Raw genomic sequence first — 19,696 nt, forward strand, 5'->3', positions numbered from 1 at the left:
CGCGGTTCAGCCGAGGATGCCTGGCAGGTTGAGCTGGTGCTCCCTGGCGCAGTCGATGGCGAGATCATAGCCGGCATCGGCGTGGCGCATGACGCCGGTTGCGGGGTCGTTCCATAGCACCCGCTCCAGGCGTTTGGCCGCTTCGCGTGTGCCGTCGGCGACGATGACCATGCCGGCATGTTGCGAAAACCCCATGCCGACGCCGCCGCCATGATGCAGAGATACCCAGGTTGCGCCGGACGCGGTGTTGAGCAGCGCATTGAGCAGCGGCCAGTCGGACACGGCGTCGGAGCCGTCCTTCATCGATTCCGTCTCGCGGTTCGGCGAAGCAACCGAGCCTGAATCGAGATGATCGCGGCCGATGACCACCGGCGCCTTGAGCTCGCCTTTCGCCACCATCTCGTTGAAGGCGAGGCCGAGCCGGTGGCGGTCGCCGAGACCAACCCAGCAGATGCGCGCCGGCAGACCCTGGAAGGCGATGCGCTCACGCGCCATGTCGAGCCAGTTGTGCAGGTGGGTGCTGCCGGGCGTCAGCTCGCGCACCTTGGCGTCGGTCTTGTAGATGTCCTCGGCATCGCCGGAGAGGGCTGCCCAGCGAAACGGACCGATGCCGCGACAAAATAGTGGCCGGATATAGGCCGGTACGAAACCCGGGAAGGCAAAGGCATTGTCGAGCCCTTCCTCCTTCGCCACCTGGCGGATGTTGTTGCCATAGTCGAGCGTCGGCACGCCGGCATTCCAGAACGCCACCATCGCCTCCACATGTACGCGCATCGACGCGCGCGCCGCCTTTTCGACCGCCTTCGGGTCGCTGGTGCGCTTCTCGCGCCATTCGGCGAGCGACCAGCCCTTGGGCAGATAGCCGTTGAGCGGATCATGCGCCGACGTCTGGTCGGTGACCAGGTCGGGGCGCACGCCACGCCGCACCAGTTCCGGCACGATGTCTGCGGTGTTGCCGACCAGGCCGACCGATTTCGCCTCGCCGGCCCTGGTCCAGCGCTCGATCCTTTCCAGCGCCTCGTCGAGCGTGTCGGCGCGTTCGTCGACATAGCGGGTTCGCAACCGGAAATCGATGCGGTCGGGATCGCATTCGACCGCCAGGCAGCAGGCGCCGGCCATGACCGCGGCCAGCGGCTGGGCGCCGCCCATGCCGCCGAGGCCGCCGGTCAGGATCCATTTGCCCCTGAGGTTGCCGTCGTAATGCTGGCGGCCGGCCTCGACGAAGGTCTCGTAGGTGCCCTGCACGATGCCTTGGGTGCCGATGTAGATCCACGAGCCGGCCGTCATCTGGCCGTACATCATCAGGCCCTTCTTATCGAGCTCGTTGAATTTCTCCCATGTCGCCCAGTGCGGCACGAGGTTGGAATTGGCGATCAGCACGCGCGGCGCATCGGTGTGGGTACGAAACACGCCGACCGGCTTGCCCGACTGCACCAGCAGCGTCTCGTCGTCTCCAAGCGTCTTCAGAGAGGCGACAATGCGATCAAAGTCGTTCCAGGTGCGCGCCGCGCGGCCGATGCCGCCATAGACGACCAGTTCGTTGGGGTTTTCGGCGACGTCGGGATCGAGATTGTTCATCAGCATGCGCAACGGCGCTTCAGTCAGCCATGTGCGGGCATTGAGCTCGCTGCCGCGCGGGCTGCGGACTTCGCGGATGTTGTGGCGAGGATCGGTCATGGTGTCACTTTTCTTTTCGAATGAGCTGCGCGGCGATGCGTCAGCGCCCGGCCCAGGCAATCGCGCTTTCCAGGATCCGCTTCAGCGTGGCGCGGATCGGCGCGGCGAATGCCGGGTCGTAAGGCACCGGCCAATTGTCGGGCGTACCTTTGCCCTCGGGCTCGCGCATATAGCCGCGGTTGGACAGTTCCATCTGCAGCGCATGAACGCCGTTTTGCGGCTGGCCGAAATGGCGCGTGACCCAGCCGCCTTTGAAGCGGCCGTTGACGACAAAACTCTCGCCGGTCTCGGCGAGGATCTGGCCGACCATTGCCTGCAAGCCCGGATCGGCGCTTTTGCCGTCATTGGTGCCGAGGTTGAACACCGGCAGAGTGCCTTCGAACAGCCGCGGCAGCATCGAGCGGATCGAATGGCAGTCATAGAGGACGATCTTCCGGTGCACGGCGCGCAGCCTGTCGATCTCGGCCTGCATGGCGGCATGGTAAGGCACAAAGTACTTTTCGCGGCGCTCGTCGACCTCCGAGGCATCAGGCTCTTCCCCGACACGATAGAGCGGATCGCCGTCGAAGGTCTCGGTCGGGCACAGGCCGGTGGTTGCCTGGCCGGGATAGAGTGAGACGCCGGAGGGATCGCGATTGACGTCGATGACGGTGCGCGAGATTGCGGTATGCACCACCGTCGCGCCGAGGTCTTCGGCAAACTCATACAGCTTGTCGATCCACCAGTCGGCGTCGCGGCGGCCGAGCCAAGGCGACACCAGCCGGTTCTCGAGGCCGGCGAGATCGATGCCGGTGTGCGGGATCGAGACCAGCAGGGGGGCGGTGCCTTGGGTGACGGTGAGCCAGGAGGGTGAAGTCATGAGAAATCCTCCGGCGCCGGCGCTCTACGGCGCCCCCCTCTGTCCTGCCGGACATCTCCCCCTCTTGGGGGGAGATCGGACGTCACGCCGGTCTTCGCCAATCGGTCATGTCGCAGGATTGAGTGCGGCGACAAAGCTGCCAATCTCCCCCCTTGAGGGGGAGATGTCCGGCAGGACAGAGGGGGGTGCTGTCCCGCCAGCGTGTTCATACCGGCTCCATTGGCGAAACAATCCATTACAGCACTCCCGTCACCGGGGGCAGCGCCACCGCGCCCGCTGCCTTCACGACAGCGCCGCTGCGCACCATGGCGATGGCCTTTTCCATGTCGGGGTGGAAATGCCGGTCATTGTCGAGATGCGGCACTTCGGCCCTGACCAGTCTGCGCACCGCTTCGAGCGGCGCACTCGATGCCAGCGGCGCATGGAAATCGCAGCCCTGCGTGGCGGCCAGCAATTCGATGCCGATGACGGCCGTCGCATTCTCGATCATGCCGATCAGCCGGCGCGCGCCATGTGCCGCCATCGAGACGTGGTCTTCCTGATTGGCCGAGGTCGGGATCGAATCGACACTGGCCGGATAGGCCTTTTGCTTGTTTTCCGAGACGAGTGCCGCCGCCGTCACTTGCGGGATCATGAAGCCGGAATTCAAGCCTGGCTTCGGGGTCAGGAAGGCCGGCATGCCCGACAGCGCCGGATCGACCAGCATGGCGATGCGCCGTTCCGACAGCGAGCCGATCTCGCAGACGGCGAGCGCGATCATGTCGGCGGCGAAGGCGACTGGCTCGGCGTGGAAATTGCCACCGGAAAGTGCTGTGTCGTCCTCGGCGAAGATCAGCGGATTGTCGGTGACGCCGTTGGCCTCGGTGCCCAGCGTGCCGGCGGCCTGGCGCAGCACGCTGAGCGCTGCACCCATCACCTGCGGCTGGCAGCGCAAGCAATACGGGTCCTGCACGCGTTCGTCTCCGACCCGGTGCGATTCACGGATGGCACTGCCGGCCATCAGGTTGCGCAGCGCCTCTGCCGTCTCGATCTGGCCAGGATGCCTCCTGAGCAGGTGGATGCGCGGATCGAAGGGGGCGTCGGAACCCTTGGCGGCATCGGTCGAGAGCGCACCGGCGACCAGCGCCGACTGGTAGAGCACTTCGGCGTCGAACAAGGCGGCCAACGCATAGGCGGTCGAAAACTGTGTGCCGTTGAGCAGCGCCAACCCTTCCTTGGCGCCAAGCGTGACCGGCTCCAGGCCGTGCGAGACAAAGGCGACCTTGGCCGGGAACCGGCCATGCGGGGTAAAACATTCGCCGACGCCGATCATCACCGCTGTCATGTGCGACAGTGGCGCAAGGTCGCCGGATGCGCCGACCGAGCCTTGCGCCGGCACCACCGGAATGACGTCGTTGGCGAGCATCGCTTCGAGCAGCTCAATGGTCTGCGGCCGCACGCCGGAGGCGCCCTGCGCCAAGCTGGCCAGCTTCAGTGCCATCATCAGCCGGCAAACAGCGACCGGCATCGGTTCGCCGACGCCGGCGGCATGCGACAGCACGATGTTGCGTTGCAGCGTCTCGAGATCGGCGGCGGGGATACGGACGCTGGCCAATTTGCCGAAACCGGTGTTGATGCCATAGACCGGCTCACCCTTGGCGACGATGCGTGCAACGGCCTCGGCGCTCGCCCTAATCTTTGGCCAGCAGGCCGCGTCCAGCTTCGGCATCGCGCCACGATAGATTTCGCGCCAGTCGGCCAGCGTCGTGTTGCCCGGCTGGAGTTTGAGTTCACTCATTGTCCCCTCCAGATGCGGGCATGCAGCGGGTTGAAGCCCATGCGGTAGACGAGCTCGGCCGGGCGCTCGATGTCCCAGATCGCCAGGTCGGCCGATTTTCCAGCCTCCAGCGTGCCGGTTCTTCCGAGCAGTCCGAGCGCACGGGCGGCCTCGCGGGTGACGCCGGCAAGGCATTCGTCAACAGTCAGACCAAACAAAGTCGCCGCCATGTTCATGGTCAGCAGCAGCGAGGTCAGCGGCGAGGTGCCGGGATTGCAGTCGGTGGCGACCGCCATTTTGACGCCGTGCTGGCGAAACAGGCCGATCGGCGGCTTCTTGGTCTCACGGATGAAATAGTAGGCGCCGGGCAGGATCGTCGCCACGGTCCCGGCCCTCGCCATCGCCGCCGCACCCGCCTCGTCAGTGTATTCGAGATGGTCGGCCGACAGGGCGCCATAGCGCGCCGCAAGTTCTGCGCCGTGCAGGTTGGACAATTGGTCAGCGTGGAGTTTTACCGGCAGGCCTGCTGCTTTCGCTGCGTCGAACACGCGAGAAATCTGCTCGGGCGAAAAGGCGATGCCTTCGCAAAAACCATCGACCGCGTCGGCCAGGCCGTCGGCGGTGACGGCCGGCAAAATCTCGTTTGCGACCAGATCGATAAAAGCGTCCTTGTCGCCTTTCGCTTCAGGCGGCAGGGCATGCGCGCCGAGGAAGGTCGTTGTTACCGTTACTGGACGGTTTTCGCCCAGGAGCCGCGCGGCGCGCAGCGATTTCTTCTCGTTTTCGAGATCGAGCCCGTAGCCCGACTTGACCTCGATAGTGGTGAGGCCTTCAGCGATCAGCGCGTCGAGGCGCGGCAGCGACTGCGCAACCAGTTCCTGCTGGCTGGCAGCGCGCAGCGCCTTGACCGACGAGACGATGCCGCCGCCGGCCCTGGTGACCTCTTCATAGGTGGCGCCGGCCAGCCGCATCTCGAATTCGTTGGCGCGATTGCCGGCATGGACCAGATGAGTATGGCAGTCGATCAGGCCGGGTGTGATCCAGCGGCCTTCGCAATCGACAATTTCGGCGTTCTGGCTCAAGGCTGCCGACATGTCGCGTTCCGGGCCGGCATAGACGATCAGGCCATCGCGCGCGGCGATCGCGCCGTCTTCGACGATACCCAGTCCGGCGGCGCTGTCGGCCATGGTCGCCAGTCGCGCATTGCGCCAGAGGCGGATCTCCCCTGCCCGGCTTTTGCTCTCTCCAGCCATCATCTTTTCCGTTTCAATCGGCCGCAGTTATGTATATACATATTGAAACGCACTGCAAGTGGTATCATTGCACGGGACAAAGGGAATCGGAGAGAAAAACGTGACTGCGATCTTTGCGGAACAGGCGCTTCTGCCCGACGGCTGGCATTCCAATGCCCGGATCGTCGTCAGTGATGGCCACATCGCCACGGTCGAGCCGAACACCGCATCCCAGCCCGGCGACGAACGCCATGCCATTCTGCTGCCAGGCATGCCGAACCTGCATAGCCACGCCTTCCAGCGCGGCATGGCCGGTCTAGCCGAGCTGCGCGGCCCTTCAGACGACAGCTTCTGGAGCTGGCGCGAGGTGATGTATCGCTTCGCGCTGTCGATGACGCCGGATCAGGTCGAGGCGGTCGCCGCGCAGCTCTATGTCGAGATGCTGGAGGCTGGGTTCTCACGCGTCGGCGAGTTTCACTATCTGCATCACGACCGCGACGGCCAGCCCTACGCCAACGTCGCCGAAATGGCCGACCGCATCACCGCCGCGGCTGCCGACACCGGCATCGGGCTGACGCTGCTGCCGGTCTTCTATGCACATTCCTCTTTCGGCGGCGCAGCGCCGAACGAAGGCCAGCGGCGATTCATCAACGATATGAATCGGTTCTCGCGGCTTGTTGAGAAATGTCACGAAACCGTTCGCACCTTGAATCACGCGGTCGTCGGCATCGCCCCGCACAGTCTGCGCGCCGTGACACCGGAGCAGTTGGAAAACATCGCGACGATGGCATCCGGCGGACCGATCCACATCCACATCGCCGAGCAAGTGAAGGAGGTCGAGGACTGCCTTGCCTGGTGCGGGGCGCGGCCGGTCGAATGGCTGCTCGCCAATGCCAGGGTCGACAGTCGCTGGTGCCTGATCCACGCCACCCACATGACCGAGACCGAGACGGCGGCCATGGCGAAAAGCGGAGCAATCGCCGGCCTCTGCCCGATCACCGAGGCCAATCTCGGCGACGGCACCTTTGCAGCACCTTTGTTCAAACAGCATGGCGGCCGCTTCGGCGTCGGCTCCGACTCCAACGTGCTGATCGGCCTGCCGGACGAATTGCGGCAGCTCGAATATTCGCAGCGCCTCGCCCACCGTGCCCGCAACCTGCTGGCGGTCGCCGGCGGTTCGACCGGGCGTGCACTGTTCGATGCCGCGCTCGACGGCGGCAGCGCAGCGCTCGGCGCAAGCCCCTCGCGGATCGCCGCTGGCGCCCCAGCCGATTTCATCTCGCTCGATGGCAAGCACCCGTCGCTTGCCGGCAAGACGGGCGATGCAGTGCTCGACACCTGGATCTTCGCCAACGGTTCCAAGGTCGATTGTGTCTGGGTGCATGGCAAGAAACTGGTCAGCAGTGGCAGGCACGCAAGGCGCGATTTTATTGCCGAGCGTTTTCGCAAGGTGATGACGGCGCTTTCGCCATGAGCATGATCCAGACAATGGATGCGGACGGCGGGGATGCGGACGGCGGCGAGCCCCTCTCGCTGCATCAACGCATCCTGTCCGACATCAGCGAACGAATCCTGTCCGGCGCCTGGGCGCCCGGCCACCGCATCCCGTTCGAGCACGAGCTGACGGCCGAGTACAAATGTTCGCGCATGACGGTGAACAAGGCGCTGTCGCAGCTTGCCAAGGCGGGGCTGATAGAGCGCCGCCGCCGCTCTGGCAGCTTTGTCCGGCGGCCGCAGTCGCAGGCCGCGGTGTTGGAAATCCATGACATCAGGATCGAGGTCGAGGCGCTCGGCCTGCCCTATCGCTACGAGCGTGTCGCGCGACATAAAAGGCGCAGCAGCGCCGAGGATCGCGCCTTGCTGGAACTCGACTCCAACGGGCCGGTGCTGGCGCTGGAATGCAGGCATTTCGCCGGCAAGCGGCCGTTCGCCCACGAACAGCGGCTGATCAACCTGGCCGCTGTGGCCGAGGCTGCCAACGAGGAATTTTTTGCCGTCGCGCCTGGGCCGTGGCTGATCGCCCGCGTGCCATGGAGTGCCGCCGAGCACCGCATCCGCGCCGTCGCCGCCGACAGACACATTGCGACCGCACTCGAAATCGAGTCCGGCGCCCCCTGCCTGGTGGTCGAGCGACGGACATGGAGCGCCGAGCACCCGGTCACCCATGTCCGTTTCACCTATGCGGCCGACAGCCACACGCTGGTCGCGCGGTTCACGCCGTCGCAAGGATAACCCTCCCCCTCGAGGGGAGGGTCGCGGAGGAAAATGCCGCATGGCGGCATTTTGTGACGCGGGGTGGGGTCGGTGCAACCTCGCCGACCCCACCCCGTCTCGCAATCTCCGCTTCGCTCCGACTACTCGCCGACCCTCCCCTCAAGGGGGAGGGTTAAGAGCCGCATCTCAAATCGCTGCAGTAATAATAATCTCGACCAGGTATTCCGGCCCGGCAAGCTTGGCCTCGCCAGTGGCGCGGGCCGGGGTATGGCCCTGTGGCACCCACTTGTCCCATTCCGCGTTCATCTCGGCAAAGGTGCCCATGTCGGCCAGCCAGATGATCGCCTGCAGGATCTTGGTCTTGTCGGTGCCGGCCTTGGCCAGCAATTCGTCGATGGCCGCCAGGATGTCCCTGGTCTGGGTGCCGACGTTTCCGCCCGGTTCGCCGACCTGACCAGCCAGATAGACGGTGTTGCCGTGGATGACGATCTGGCTCATGCGTGGGCCAACATCGATGCGACGAATGCTCATTGGACGTTTCCTTCCTTTGTGGGTCGCGCCTCTTTAGAGTCGCGGTTCGCTGGGGGCAAGGTTGGATGAGCGAATCCTCTTGAGCCAGCAGGCGTGGGGCGAAAATAGGCACACGCCAAATTGCTCCGGTCGCCGCAATTCCGCCGGATTGACTTGTTGACTAATGTAATAACATCACATATCCACCGCCGCTGCCGTATTAGTCGTGTCCCACGGATCGTCACATGACCAAAACCTGCCTGACATTCCGCGACCTGACGCTGGGCTACAACAGCCATCCGGCGATCCATCATCTCGATGGCACGATCCGCCGCGGGTCGCTGACTGCCGTCGTCGGCGCCAATGGCTCGGGCAAGTCGACCCTGATGAAGGGTATCGTCGGCGTGTTGAAACCGATGGCCGGCACGGTTGTCCGGGCGCCCGGCGTGCGCGCAGCTTATCTGCCGCAACAGTCGGAACTCGACCGCTCCTTTCCCGCCCGGGTCGTTGATCTGGTTTCGCTCGGCCTGTGGCCACGGCGCGGGCTGCTCGGCCGCTACACTAGGGAAGATCGCGATTCGGTCAGCCAGGCGCTGATGGCCGTCGGCCTCGGCGGCTTCGAGAAACGCCCGATCGACACGCTGTCGGGCGGCCAGCTGCAGCGCACGCTGTTCGCCCGCGTGCTGCTGCAGGACGCCGATCTCATTCTGCTCGACGAACCGTTCAACGCCGTCGATACCAAGACCGTCGGCGACCTGATCGCACTGATCAAGCGCTGGCATGGCGAGGAACGCACGATCCTGGTTGTCGTCCACGATCTGGAACTGGTGCGCCAGAATTTCCCCGAGACGCTGCTGCTGGCGCGCCAGCCAATCGCCTGGGGCGAAACCAGGGAAACGCTGCGGCCGGAAAACCTGTTGCGCGCGCGCCGCTTCCACGAAGCCTGGGAAGAGAACGCGCCCTGGTGCGAGCCCGACAAGCACGGTGATCACGGTCACGGCCCCGGGCACGACCCTGGGCACAACCATGCGCACGACCATCATCACGGCTCCGGGCCGCGGGCCGCATGATGGACACGCTCTACGGTCTTCTCATCGCTCCGTTCGCCGAATTCGCCTTCATGCAGCGGGCGCTTGCCGGTTCGCTGATGCTGTCGCTCGGCGCCTGCCCGGTCGGCGTGTTCCTGATGCTGCGGCGCATGAGCCTTTCCGGCGACGCCATGGCCCACGCCATCCTGCCGGGTGCTGCCGCCGGGTTCCTGTTTTATGGGCTGGAAATCCTGCCGATGACCATCGGCGGGCTGATTGCCGGCATCATCGTCGCGCTCGGCGCCGGCGCCGTCTCGCGCTTCACCATCCAGCGCGAGGACGCTTCGATGGCGGCCTTCTACCTGATTTCGCTGGCGATCGGCGTGCTGATGGTGTCGATCCGCGGCTCCAGCGTCGATCTCATGCATGTGCTGTTCGGCACCGTGCTTGCGCTCAACAATGAAGCGCTGACACTGATCGGCGGCATCGTGCTGGTCACGCTGGTCAGCCTCGCAATCTTCTGGCGGGCGCTCGTCGCCGAATGTCTCGACCCGCTGTTCCTGCGTTCGGTCAGCCGGCTAGGCAGCCCGGTGCATTTCATCTTCCTCGGCCTCGTCGTGCTCAACCTGGTCGGCGGCTTCCAGGCGCTCGGCACGCTGCTGTCCGTCGGGCTGATGATGCTGCCTGCGGCCGCCGCCCGCTTCTGGACCATGCGCGTCGAGCCGATGTGCGTTCTGGCGGTGCTGATTGGCTTTGCCTCTTGTGTCGCCGGGCTGCTTTTGTCCTACCACGTGTCGCTGCCTTCCGGCCCGGCCATCATCCTGTCGGCCGGCGTTGTCTATTTTGCCTCGATCCTGTTCGGCACGCGCGGCATCCTGCGCGCCCGTATTATCCATCACCGCCACAGAACCGCCTGATGCCAAAGGAGTGCCGTCCATGCTGAAATCGATCCGCGCCGCCCTGGCAGTGGGCGTCATAACATTGTCAGCCTTTGGCGCGTCGTCGGCCCTCGCGGAGCCGTTGAAAGTGGTCGCCAGCTTCACGATCATTGCCGATTTCGCCAAAAATGTCGGCGGCGACCGGATCAATCTGACCACCATCGTCGGGCCGGATGGCGATGCCCATGTCTACGAGCCGAGCCCGGCCGACGCGGTGGCGATGGCGGGTGCGGATGTGGTGCTGGTCAACGGCCTGCATTTCGAAGGCTTCTTGCAGCGCCTGGTCGACGCCAGCGCCACCAAGGCGACGATCGCCGTTTTGACCAAGGGCGTCACGCTGATCAACTTCAAACCCGAATTCGCCGATGCCGACGCTGCTGAAGGCGAAGATACCGATCCGCATGCCTTCCAATCGGTCGCCAATGCCAAGATCTATGTGAAGAACATCGCCGACGCCTTCTGCACCGCCGATGCTGGCGGTTGCGACAGCTACAAGGCCAATGCCGCCGCCTATACCGAGAAACTCGACGCGCTTGAGGGCGAAGTGCAGACGGCGATCCAGTCGAGCCCGAAGGAGAAACGCGTCGTCATCACCTCGCATGACGCCTTCGGCTATTTCGAGAAGGCCTATGACCTCACCTTCCTGGCGCCCGAAGGGGTCTCGACCGAGTCGGAGCCGTCCGCTGCCGACGTCGCCAAGCTGGTCAGCCAGGTGAAGCAGGACAAGGCGGCGGCGGTCTTCGTCGAGAACATCGCCAACGCGCGGCTGATCGAGCAGATCGCCAGCGAGACCGGGGTCAAGGTGGGCGGTACGCTCTATTCAGACGCGCTGTCGCAGCCCGACGGTCCGGCCTCGACCTATATCGACCTGATGCACAACAACATCGCCCAGATCAAAGGCGCGATCCTCGGAAGCTGACACCTTCCTAGCCAGCCGGGCCGCGTCGGCTCGGTTGGATTCTCCGTCGAAAATAACTATCTGCGCAGTGGGATTTCATTCTGCGCGGATTGCCGATCTCGTCGGGGAGTCTTAAGACTGCGGCCAAACCAGTTTTGCGAGGAAACATGGAATATCGTCAGATCACCGAGGACTATTCGGTCTCCGGCCAGATCCAGCCCGAAGAAGTCGCCGCCATCAAGGCCGCCGGCTTCAAGAGCGTCATCTGCAACCGGCCTGATGACGAGCAGCCCGGCCAGCCTTCGGCGGACACCGTCAAAGCGGCAGTCGAAGCCGCCGGGCTTACCTTTCGCTACATCCCGGTCATCAGCGGCCGGATCACCGCCCAAAATGTCGAGGACCAGGCTGAGGCGCTCGATGAGCTCGAAGGCCCGATCTTCGCCTATTGCCGTTCCGGCGCACGCTGCACCAACCTTTTTGGGCTGATCCAGCAGTCGAAGGGCTAAATCGGCAGCGCGCCGGTTTCCTTCAGCGTTTCCAGCACGATCGCCGTCTTCACATGCTGCACGGATTCGTGCGGCAGGAGCACGCCGTTGACGAATTCCGACAGCGATTTCAGGTCGGGCGTCACCACTTTCAGGATGTAATCCATCTCGCCGGTCAGCGCGTGCGCCTCCTGCACTTGCGGCAGCCGCGCCACCAACTCGCCGAAGCGCCGCGCATTGTCGCGGTTGTGGGTGGCGAGCGTCACCGAGATGACGTTGACCAGTGAGAAGCCGAGCTTGTCGCGGTCGAGCACCGCGCGATAGCCCCTGATATAGCCGTCCTCCTCCAGCCTCTGGCGGCGACGCGAACATTGCGACGCCGACAGGTTCACCCGTTCCGACAAATCGTTGTTGGTCAGCCGTGCGTCGCCCTGCAAGAGAGCCATTATCTTGCGGTCAAACTGGTCTATGCGCGCCTCATCCATGATTTTTTCATCCACCATGCACAATTCCCGCATGATCTATTCGTTTAAAGCGTTTGAATGCAAGCACCATGCGCCTGCTCCGCGCTATAGTAGCGTCAAAATGGCCCTTTGCGGCCAAGCAGCTTTTGGAGGACAACACCATGGGTCCCTTCCCGCACGATGCACCGCCCGCAACGATCAGCAAGGCCAATCCCGCCGGCACCGACGGCTTCGAATTCGTCGAGTTCGCGCATCCCGAACCGGAAAAGCTCGCCGACCTTTTTACCCGCATGGGCTATGTACCGGTAGCCAAGCACCGCACCAAGAACATCACCGTCTGGCGGCAGGGCGACATCAACTATGTCGTCAATGCCGAACCCGGCTCGCATGCGATGAAATTCGTCGACAAGCACGGCCCCTGCGCTTCCTCGATGGCCTGGCGGGTGGTCGATGCCAAGCACGCGTTCGACCATGCTGTCGCCAAGGGCGCCACACCCTATGAAGGCGTCGACAAGGCGCTCGATGTGCCGGCGATATCAGGCATTGGCGGCTCGCTGCTTTATTTCATCGAGGTCTACGGCGACAAAGGCTCGGCCTACGAAGCCGAATTCGACTGGCTGGGCGAGCGCGACCCGAAGCCGGAAGGCGTCGGCTTCTATTATCTCGACCACCTCACCCACAATGTCTATCGCGGCAATATGGACAAATGGTGGGATTTCTATCGTGATCTGTTCGGCTTCAAGCAGATCCATTTCTTCGACATCGACGGCAAGATCACCGGCCTGGTCAGCCGCGCCATCACCTCGCCCTGCGGCAAGATCCGCATCCCGCTCAACGAGTCCAAGGACGAGACCAGCCAGATCGCCGAATATCTGAGGAAGTACAATGGCGAAGGCATCCAGCACATCGCCGTCGGCACGGACGAGATCTACGGCGCCACCGACAGGCTGGCAGCCAACGGGCTGAAGTTCATGCCCGGTCCGCCGGAAACCTACTACGAGATGTCTCATGCCCGCGTGCACGGCCATGACGAGCCGATCGAGCGGATGAAAAAGCACGGCATCCTGATCGACGGCGAAGGCGTGGTTGACGGCGGCACGACCAAGATCCTGCTGCAGATCTTCTCGAAAACCGTAATCGGCCCGATCTTCTTCGAATTCATCCAGAGGAAGGGCGACGAGGGTTTTGGCGAGGGCAATTTCCGCGCGCTGTTCGAATCGATCGAGCAGGACCAGATCAAGCGCGGGGTGCTGAAGGTGCAGGCGGCGGAGTGAGGTGCGCCTTCAAATTCCTTGCGGTTCGATCAATTATGACCTAAATTATGGTCATAAGAGGTCTGACCATGAATGTTCCGATGGCAAAAGCGAAGGCCCAACTCTCCGAGTTGGTGAAACGTGCGCAGGCCGGTGAAGAGATTCATCTGACGCGGCATGGCGAGGTTGTGGCAACCTTGAGCGCTCCCGCCCGGGCTGGCGGGAGCAAGGGCCTTTTTGGAGCCCTGAAAGGCCAAATTCGGATATCGGATGATTTTGATGAACTCGGTCCCGAATGGGACGAGTACATTAAATGAGCCACCAATATCTGGTGGATACTCATATTCTGCTTTGGGTACTGAACGCAGACTCGCGCCTTTCGGACCACCATCGCGACATCTTTCTTGCGGGCGAGGATGTGGTCGTCAGCGCCGTCTCGGTAGCAGAGATCGCCATCAAGAAATCGCTCGGCAAAGTCACGCTCACAGGCAACATAGTGGAAATCTTGCGATCGAACGGCATTCCGATCCTCAGTGTGAATGAACTACACGCGGAGAGGCTTGAGCATTTGCCGCTCCATCACCGCGATCCTTTCGACCGTCTGCTCATCGCACAGGCTCAAATTGAAGGCCTGACGTTGGTCACTGCGGATCGGCATTTTTCAGCCTATGACGTTGCGTTGGTCTGATCACAGATTCAGCCGCTCGACCTCCGCCTACCTCAACTTCAAATCATAGTTGAGCAAAAACTCATCGAGTTGCGGCGGCTTTACCGAGGTGCCGGACATCATCGCATGCACCTGGCCGCGATGATGGATCCCATGGATGAAGAGATGGGCGAGCAGATCGCCGATGCGCTCCGGTATTTTTCCGTCCTCGCGCCGGTCGGTGATGACATGGCGGTCGAGATCGGCCGCCGACAAATGATCGCAAAAGGCGATCAAACGCCGGTCGGATGCGCCTTGGGCGTCAAACAGCGCTTGTGGTTCATCGAACGGCACGAAATCGTCATGGGCCGCGGCGCCAACGCCGCCCTCTTCGAGAAAATCGAGGTAGAGATGATCGACCGCGAGGATGTGGTTGAGCGTTGCCTTGATGGATGGAAAGAAGCTGGTTCGCTTGGCTTCGAATTCGCCGGGCTCAAGCTGCAGCACAGCGCTATACAGCCGGTCGTTCGACCAGAGATTGTTGCGCGCCATGCGGCGCAGATGGTCGAGCAGGTCCACGTCACACACCAGTCCAGGCAATCAATTTCACAGCGATACCGATAGCCCCTATGGCTAGCAGACGAGAGATCATACCGCGGCGTAGCGCTTGCGTTTCAACATCGCTCGCAACGTCCCGATTTATAGCGACGTTAACAAGCTTCGGCAGACGCGCCACGCTACTGAAGTTACGCAGTCTTTCAGATCGATCCTCGATCTGACGGCAGAGCCGGATCGCCGAAATCAAAAGCCAGGCAGTAGCGATGCTACAAATTCCCACGAACCAAAGGTAAGCAGCGGTGTAAGGCATCCGGGTCCCCCCGCGTTTGGAACGATTAAGCTAGATCACTCCGCTGACTGGACCAAGGACACGCCCGCCCAGAGAAGTGCGAATCCGGCGAGAACGATCAGCAGCAGCCGGTTCATGCGCCGGCGCATGGCTTGCGTCTCCTCGTCCCGCGCGACGTTCGTGTTGGTCACCGTGTGGAAAATCATCGCGTTGCGTGGAAAGCCGCTGCGGTTGGTAAGCCCGGGCGAGCGCGCCTCGATGCGATAGCTCAGCCGGATCGCCTGGATGAAGATCGCCAGCATGAGAAGAGCCCAGACACCGCAAAGAAGATAGACAGTCTCGCCTGTCATTCTCCGTATTTCTCGACCTTCTGCTCGATCGCACCAAAAATCGAATGTCCGATCCTGTCCTTCATCTCGATGCGCACAATGTCGCCAAGGCCCAGGAACGGGGTTGTCGGTTCGCCGGCCTCGATGGTCTCGATCATGCGCAACTCGGCTATGCAGGAATAGCCGGCGCCGCCCGCCGAGACAGGCTTGCCAGGCCCGCCGTCGAGCTTGTTGGAGACCGTGCCCGAACCGATGATGGTGCCGGCGGCCAGCGGCCGGGTTTTCGCGGCATGCACAATCAGCGCCGGAAAATCGAAGGTCATGTCCACGCCGGCGTTGGCGCGGCCGAACGGCTTGCCGTTGAGATCGACCAGCAGCGGCAGGTTGACCTTGCCGCCATCCCAGGCCTCGCCAAGTTCGTCCGGCGTCACCGCGACGGGCGAAAACGCCGAGGACGGCTTTGATTGGAAGAAGCCGAAGCCCTTGGCAAGCTCTGGCGCGGTGAGGGAGCGCAGCGTGACGTCATTGACCAGCATGACCAGCCGGATCGCGGCTCTTGCCGCATCGAGGCTTGCGCCTATCGGCACATCGTCGACGACGACAGCGACTTCCCCTTCCATGTCGACGCCAAGAGCCTCGTCGACCGTGCGGATCGGATCACGCGGCGCGATGAAACTGTCCGAACCACCCTGGTAGATCAGCGGATCGGTCCAGAAGCTTGCCGGCATCTCGGCGCCGCGCGCCTTCCGCACCAGTTCGACATGATTCACATAGGCAGAGCCATCGGCCCACTGGTAGGCGCGCGGCAACGGCGAATGGGCATCATGCTCGTGAAAGCGCGCTGACGGCACCGCATTGTTCTCCAGCGATTCCGCTATTGTCGCCAGATGCGGCGCGATCCGGTTCCAGTTGTCGAGCGCCGACTGCAGCGTCGGCACCAGAAACGAGGCATCGGTGAACCGCGTCAGGTCGCGCGAGACGACGACCAGCTTTCCGTCGCGCGTCCCGTCCTTCAATGTGGCAAGCTTCATGCGGTTTCCTCTCCTGATGCGGCTTTGGTGCCGCTTTGAATTTTGTAAGATCTCTTCCGAAAACCGGTTCTCACTTTTCGCTAACGCGGTCCTTCGGTTCGGGATCATGCTCCAGTCCCACAACAAGGCCGTCGTGGGCAATCGTCAAGTCTCCGGCCCATGTTTTCCTGACGGCGGCGATCCAGTCGGCCTCGCCGATCTCGGGATCATCGGCCGGGATGAGGTGGTTGAGCACCAGTCTCTTGGCTCCTGCGTCACTGGCGATGCGCCCCGCCTCCTCAGCAAAACTATGGCTGGCGAGCAGATGCTCCCTCAGCCGCGCGCCATTGCCGGTTTTCGCGACGAGCCGCTCGATGCCGTCTTCCAGCATGGCTTCATGGACGAGAATGTCGGCGCCTTTGGCGAAATCCGCCAATGGCGGAAAGAACGCCGTATCGGCGGAAAACACCACGCTCTGTCCGGCATGCTCGAAGCGAAGCGCAAAGCAGTCGTTCACCGGCGGATGGTCGACGCGTAGCGCCAAAACCTTCAGGCCGCGCTCCTCCATCACCCGGCCTTCGCCGAACTCGATGATCGAAACCAAATCTGCGATATCAGGCCGGCCTTCGTCGACTATGCGTATCTCGATGTCGAATTCCATCGCTTGGCAAAAGCGCTGCCAGTAATGGCCGGTGCCGGGCGGGCCGAACACGGTGACCGGTGTCGCCAGACCCGCCGTCCAGGCGGTGTGGATCAGCGGACCGAGTTCCAGCACATGGTCGGAATGCAGATGCGTGATGAAGACCAGGTCGAGCGACTTTAGGCTGATGCCGGTCTCGGCCAGCCCGTGCGTCACGCCAAGCGCGCAATCCACGACGATGGTACGTCCGCCGAATTTCAGCAGCGACGAACTCGGCCACGGACCGCCCGGCCGGAGCGCCGGGCCGCCCTTCGAGCCCAGCAGCACCAGCCGATCCCGCATTGGATCAGCGCTCAAGACCAGTCGCCCTCGGGCGTGCCGTTGAAGCGCTTCTTCAGATCGGCCCAGCAGTCGATGTAATTGTCCTGCCGGGTTTCAACCTCGGCGGCGTAGCGGGTCAGCATCTGTGGGAATCGCGTCTCGAACATGAAGGCCATGGTGTTGTCGAGCTTGACCGGTTTCAGATCCGCGTGGAAGGCTTTTTCAAAACCTGTTGCGTCAGGCCCGTGGGCCAGCATCAGATTGTGCAGGCTGATGCCGCCGGGAACGAAGCCCTCTTCCTTGGCGTCATACTGGCCGTGGATCAAGCCCATGAACTCGCTCATGATGTTGCGGTGATACCAGGGCGGGCGAAACGTGTTTTCGGCCACCAGCCAGCGCGGCGGGAAGATGACGAAGTCGATGTTGGCGGTGCCCTCTTCGCCGCTCGGCGCGGTCAGCACCGTGAAGATCGACGGATCGGGATGGTCGAACAGGATCGCGCCGACCGGCGAAAACGTTGCAAGATCATATTTGTAGGGCGAGTAGTTGCCGTGCCACGCCACCACATCCAGCGGCGAATGATCGAGTTCGGTGACATGGAACTGGCCGCACCATTTCACGATCAGCCGGCACGGCGTTTCCTTGTCCTCGAACCAGGCGCAAGGCGTCTTGAAATCGCGCGGATTGGCCAGGCAATTGGCGCCGATCGGGCCACGATCCGGCAACGTCAGCTTGGCGCCGTAGTTCTCGCAGACATAGCCGCGCACTGTTTCATCGACCAGTTCGACCTTGAACACGAGGCCGCGCGGCAGCACGGCGATCTCGCCCGGTCGCAATTCGATGACGCCCATCTCGGTGACGAAGCGCAGCGCCCCCACTTGCGGCACGATAAGCAACTCGCCGTCGGCGTTGAAGAAATGGTCGTCGGCCATCGATCGGTTGGCGACATAGACATGGGCGGCCATGCCGGTCTGGCCGAGCACGTCACCGGCAGTGGTGATCGAGCGCATGCCGGCAATGAAGTCCGTCGGTTCCTTCGGCATCGGCACCGGGTTCCAGCGATATTGGCCAAGCGCCAGTTCGTGATCGCCGACATTCGGCGCACTTTTCCACAGCGGATATTTTTCCGCCTTGAAGCGGCCGGTGTGCCTGACGCTCGGCCTGATGCGATAAAGCCAGGAACGCTCATTAGTGCCGCGCGGCGCGGTGAAGGGCGAGCCCGAAAGCTGCTCGGCATAGAGGCCGTAGGCCGGCCGCTGCGGCGAATTCCGCCCTTGCGGCAGCGAACCAGGCAAAGTCTCGGTTTCGAAGTCGTTGCCGAACCCCGGCATGTAGGAAAAAGCCATGGCATCCTCCCTGGATTGACCAAACTGGTTTCATTTGTAACCATCGAAAATGTAACTATCAATCGTGATGGAGCAGGCCATGGAGGCTGACACCCTCGAACTTGAAAGCTTCCTGCCCTACCGGCTCTATCGCCTTGCCGATGCTGTCAGTCGCGAATTTTCCAGGGTTTACAAGGACCGCCACGGCCTGACGCGGCCCGAATGGCGCACGCTGGCCGGTCTCGGCCAGCACGGCACGATGACGGCAACAGCGCTCGGCGAACAGTCGGCCATGCACAAGACCAAGGTTTCGCGCGCCGTCGCCGAGCTCGAACGACGCCGCTGGCTGACGCGAAAACCTGATGAAAAAGACCGCCGTGTCGAGCATCTGACGCTGACCAACGCGGGCCTTGCCGCCTATCGCGAGATGGTGCCGTTGGCAAAAGCGTTCGAGCGGGACTTGCTGGGAAGGCTGAGTGCAGAAGAGCGGATGGCGATCGTCAGCGGGGTTGCTGCGCTGGAGGGGGCCTTATCCGCTCCGTAGCGATCCTTCACACCCCCCTCTGTCCTGCCGGACATCTCCCCCGCAAGGGGGGAGATTGGCTGTCATCCCGGCTTTCGCTAATCGAAAACATAGCAAGGATGAACGGCACGCCGAAGCTGCCGATCTCCCCCCTTGCGGGGGAGATGGCCGGCAGGCCAGAGGGGGGTGCTGTCCCTCCAACACTTCCGGAACGGCACCCGGCCAACATCTCACCAATCCATGACAACCTTGCCGGAATTGCCGCTCTTCATCGCCTCGAACCCGGTCTGGAAGTCGTCCACGCCGATGCGGTGCGTGATCAGGCCACTGACATCGAGCGGACCCTGCACCAGCGCGATCATCTTGTACCAGGTCTCGAACATCTCGCGGCCATAGATGCCCTTGAGATGCAGCATCTTGAAGATGACCTTGTTCCAGTCGATCTCGAAGCCGGTCGGCGCGATGCCCAGAATGGCGATCTTGCCGCCATTGTTCATGGCGTCGATCATGTCGCGGAAGGCGGGTGCCGCACCCGACATTTCGAGGCCGACGTCAAAACCTTCGGTCATGCCGAGCGCCGGCATGACATCGCGCAGCTTTTCCTTCGACGCGTCGACGACATGCTGGACGCCGAGTTTTTTCGCCAGCGCCAGCCGCACCGGGTTGATGTCGGTGATGACCACCTTTCGCGCGCCGACGCACTGCGCCACCAGCGCAGCCATGATGCCGATCGGCCCGGCG

The 19,696-nt window shown here is 62.9% G+C and carries 23 protein-coding genes; 10 read left to right on the top strand and 13 right to left on the bottom strand.

The genetic code is table 11. The features are described 5' to 3' along the window. Positions 1-6 precede the first annotated feature (6 nt). The 4 genes from hutU to hutI form a co-directional block, all read right to left on the bottom strand. Positions 7-1,677 (bottom strand): urocanate hydratase, encoded by a 1,671-nt coding sequence (gene hutU, locus BLT09_RS32370; protein ID WP_091600553.1) that lies wholly within the window; start codon positions 1,675-1,677, stop codon positions 7-9. A 40-nt stretch (positions 1,678-1,717) separates the two neighbouring features. Further along, positions 1,718-2,536 carry an N-formylglutamate deformylase gene (hutG, locus tag BLT09_RS32375; protein WP_091600538.1) on the bottom strand — a complete coding sequence of 273 codons (819 nt, stop codon included), beginning with the start codon at positions 2,534-2,536 and terminating at the stop codon, positions 1,718-1,720. Between the two features lie 235 nt (positions 2,537-2,771). Beyond that, positions 2,772-4,313 carry a histidine ammonia-lyase gene (gene hutH, locus BLT09_RS32385; RefSeq protein ID WP_091600539.1) on the bottom strand — a complete coding sequence of 514 codons (1,542 nt, stop codon included), beginning with the start codon at positions 4,311-4,313 and terminating at the stop codon, positions 2,772-2,774. Continuing rightward, positions 4,310-5,545, bottom strand: coding sequence for an imidazolonepropionase (hutI, locus tag BLT09_RS32390; RefSeq protein WP_091600554.1), 1,236 nt, complete (start codon positions 5,543-5,545; stop codon positions 4,310-4,312). Before hutI ends, hutH begins: the two co-directional genes overlap by 4 nt. 100 nt (positions 5,546-5,645) lie before the next feature. Here hutI and BLT09_RS32395 point away from each other — a divergent pair, with 100 nt between their 5' ends. Beyond that, positions 5,646-6,998, top strand: a complete 1,353-nt coding sequence (locus BLT09_RS32395; RefSeq protein ID WP_091600540.1) for a formimidoylglutamate deiminase — start codon at positions 5,646-5,648, stop codon at positions 6,996-6,998. After that, on the top strand, positions 6,995-7,756 hold the full coding sequence (gene hutC, locus BLT09_RS32400; protein ID WP_091600541.1) for a histidine utilization transcriptional repressor HutC: 762 nt from the start codon (positions 6,995-6,997) through the stop codon (positions 7,754-7,756). The genes BLT09_RS32395 and hutC overlap by 4 nt, the downstream gene beginning before the upstream one ends. 168 nt (positions 7,757-7,924) lie before the next feature. Here the strand turns inward: hutC and BLT09_RS32405 are convergent, their stop codons facing one another. Further along, positions 7,925-8,269 carry a RidA family protein gene (locus BLT09_RS32405; protein ID WP_091600542.1) on the bottom strand — a complete coding sequence of 115 codons (345 nt, stop codon included), beginning with the start codon at positions 8,267-8,269 and terminating at the stop codon, positions 7,925-7,927. Positions 8,270-8,493: 224 nt separating this feature from the next. Here BLT09_RS32405 and aztA point away from each other — a divergent pair, with 224 nt between their 5' ends. The 4 genes from aztA (at position 8,494) to BLT09_RS32425 (ending at position 11,618) form a co-directional block, all read left to right on the top strand. Further along, positions 8,494-9,318: a zinc ABC transporter ATP-binding protein AztA gene (gene aztA / locus BLT09_RS32410; protein WP_091600543.1), complete on the top strand. Its 825-nt coding sequence runs from the start codon at positions 8,494-8,496 to the stop codon at positions 9,316-9,318. After that, positions 9,318-10,193, top strand: coding sequence for a zinc ABC transporter permease AztB (gene aztB, locus BLT09_RS32415; protein WP_027153901.1), 876 nt, complete (start codon positions 9,318-9,320; stop codon positions 10,191-10,193). Before aztA ends, aztB begins: the two co-directional genes overlap by 1 nt. Before the next feature lie 19 nt (positions 10,194-10,212). Next, positions 10,213-11,133: a zinc ABC transporter substrate-binding protein AztC gene (aztC, locus tag BLT09_RS32420; RefSeq protein ID WP_091600555.1), complete on the top strand. Its 921-nt coding sequence runs from the start codon at positions 10,213-10,215 to the stop codon at positions 11,131-11,133. Between the two features lie 146 nt (positions 11,134-11,279). Next, a complete protein-coding gene (locus BLT09_RS32425; protein ID WP_091600544.1) occupies positions 11,280-11,618 on the top strand; it encodes a protein tyrosine phosphatase family protein in 339 nt (112 codons plus the stop codon). On the opposite strand, the gene BLT09_RS32430 is transcribed toward BLT09_RS32425, so the two are convergent. Continuing rightward, positions 11,615-12,082 carry an Lrp/AsnC family transcriptional regulator gene (locus BLT09_RS32430; RefSeq protein ID WP_023803215.1) on the bottom strand — a complete coding sequence of 156 codons (468 nt, stop codon included), beginning with the start codon at positions 12,080-12,082 and terminating at the stop codon, positions 11,615-11,617. The two genes, BLT09_RS32425 and BLT09_RS32430, sit on opposite strands and share 4 nt — an antisense overlap. 140 nt (positions 12,083-12,222) lie before the next feature. Between BLT09_RS32430 and hppD the strand changes: the two genes are divergently transcribed. From hppD to BLT09_RS32445, 3 genes are all read left to right on the top strand, one after another. Continuing rightward, a complete protein-coding gene (gene hppD / locus BLT09_RS32435; protein ID WP_091600556.1) occupies positions 12,223-13,335 on the top strand; it encodes a 4-hydroxyphenylpyruvate dioxygenase in 1,113 nt (370 codons plus the stop codon). Positions 13,336-13,403: 68 nt separating this feature from the next. After that, positions 13,404-13,631, top strand: coding sequence for a type II toxin-antitoxin system Phd/YefM family antitoxin (locus tag BLT09_RS32440; protein WP_091600557.1), 228 nt, complete (start codon positions 13,404-13,406; stop codon positions 13,629-13,631). Further along, a complete protein-coding gene (locus tag BLT09_RS32445; protein WP_091600545.1) occupies positions 13,628-14,002 on the top strand; it encodes a type II toxin-antitoxin system VapC family toxin in 375 nt (124 codons plus the stop codon). The genes BLT09_RS32440 and BLT09_RS32445 overlap by 4 nt, the downstream gene beginning before the upstream one ends. Positions 14,003-14,029: 27 nt before the next feature. Here the strand turns inward: BLT09_RS32445 and BLT09_RS32450 are convergent, their stop codons facing one another. From BLT09_RS32450 to hmgA, 6 genes are all read right to left on the bottom strand, one after another. Further along, positions 14,030-14,539: a DinB family protein gene (locus BLT09_RS32450; RefSeq protein ID WP_091600546.1), complete on the bottom strand. Its 510-nt coding sequence runs from the start codon at positions 14,537-14,539 to the stop codon at positions 14,030-14,032. Position 14,540: 1 nt separating this feature from the next. Beyond that, positions 14,541-14,828 (bottom strand): hypothetical protein, encoded by a 288-nt coding sequence (locus tag BLT09_RS32455; protein WP_091600547.1) that lies wholly within the window; start codon positions 14,826-14,828, stop codon positions 14,541-14,543. 35 nt (positions 14,829-14,863) lie between these two features. Then, positions 14,864-15,157 carry a hypothetical protein gene (locus BLT09_RS32460; protein ID WP_091600548.1) on the bottom strand — a complete coding sequence of 98 codons (294 nt, stop codon included), beginning with the start codon at positions 15,155-15,157 and terminating at the stop codon, positions 14,864-14,866. Next, positions 15,154-16,167: a fumarylacetoacetate hydrolase family protein gene (locus BLT09_RS32465; protein WP_091600549.1), complete on the bottom strand. Its 1,014-nt coding sequence runs from the start codon at positions 16,165-16,167 to the stop codon at positions 15,154-15,156. Before BLT09_RS32465 ends, BLT09_RS32460 begins: the two co-directional genes overlap by 4 nt. Positions 16,168-16,237: 70 nt before the next feature. After that, on the bottom strand, positions 16,238-17,128 hold the full coding sequence (locus BLT09_RS32470; RefSeq protein ID WP_167366596.1) for an MBL fold metallo-hydrolase: 891 nt from the start codon (positions 17,126-17,128) through the stop codon (positions 16,238-16,240). A gap of 11 nt (positions 17,129-17,139) precedes the next feature. Continuing rightward, positions 17,140-18,453, bottom strand: a complete 1,314-nt coding sequence (hmgA, locus tag BLT09_RS32475) for a homogentisate 1,2-dioxygenase (protein ID WP_091600551.1) — start codon at positions 18,451-18,453, stop codon at positions 17,140-17,142. 79 nt (positions 18,454-18,532) lie between these two features. Here hmgA and BLT09_RS32480 point away from each other — a divergent pair, with 79 nt between their 5' ends. Beyond that, positions 18,533-18,976 (top strand): MarR family winged helix-turn-helix transcriptional regulator, encoded by a 444-nt coding sequence (locus BLT09_RS32480; RefSeq protein ID WP_167366595.1) that lies wholly within the window; start codon positions 18,533-18,535, stop codon positions 18,974-18,976. 209 nt (positions 18,977-19,185) lie between these two features. Here the strand turns inward: BLT09_RS32480 and BLT09_RS32490 are convergent. Next, a partial coding sequence (locus tag BLT09_RS32490) for a zinc-binding dehydrogenase (RefSeq protein ID WP_139172488.1) occupies positions 19,186-19,696 on the bottom strand: 511 nt, incomplete at its 5' end.

The organism is Mesorhizobium muleiense (assembly GCF_900099905.1).
Taxonomy (GTDB): Bacteria; Pseudomonadota; Alphaproteobacteria; order Rhizobiales; family Rhizobiaceae; genus Mesorhizobium; species Mesorhizobium muleiense.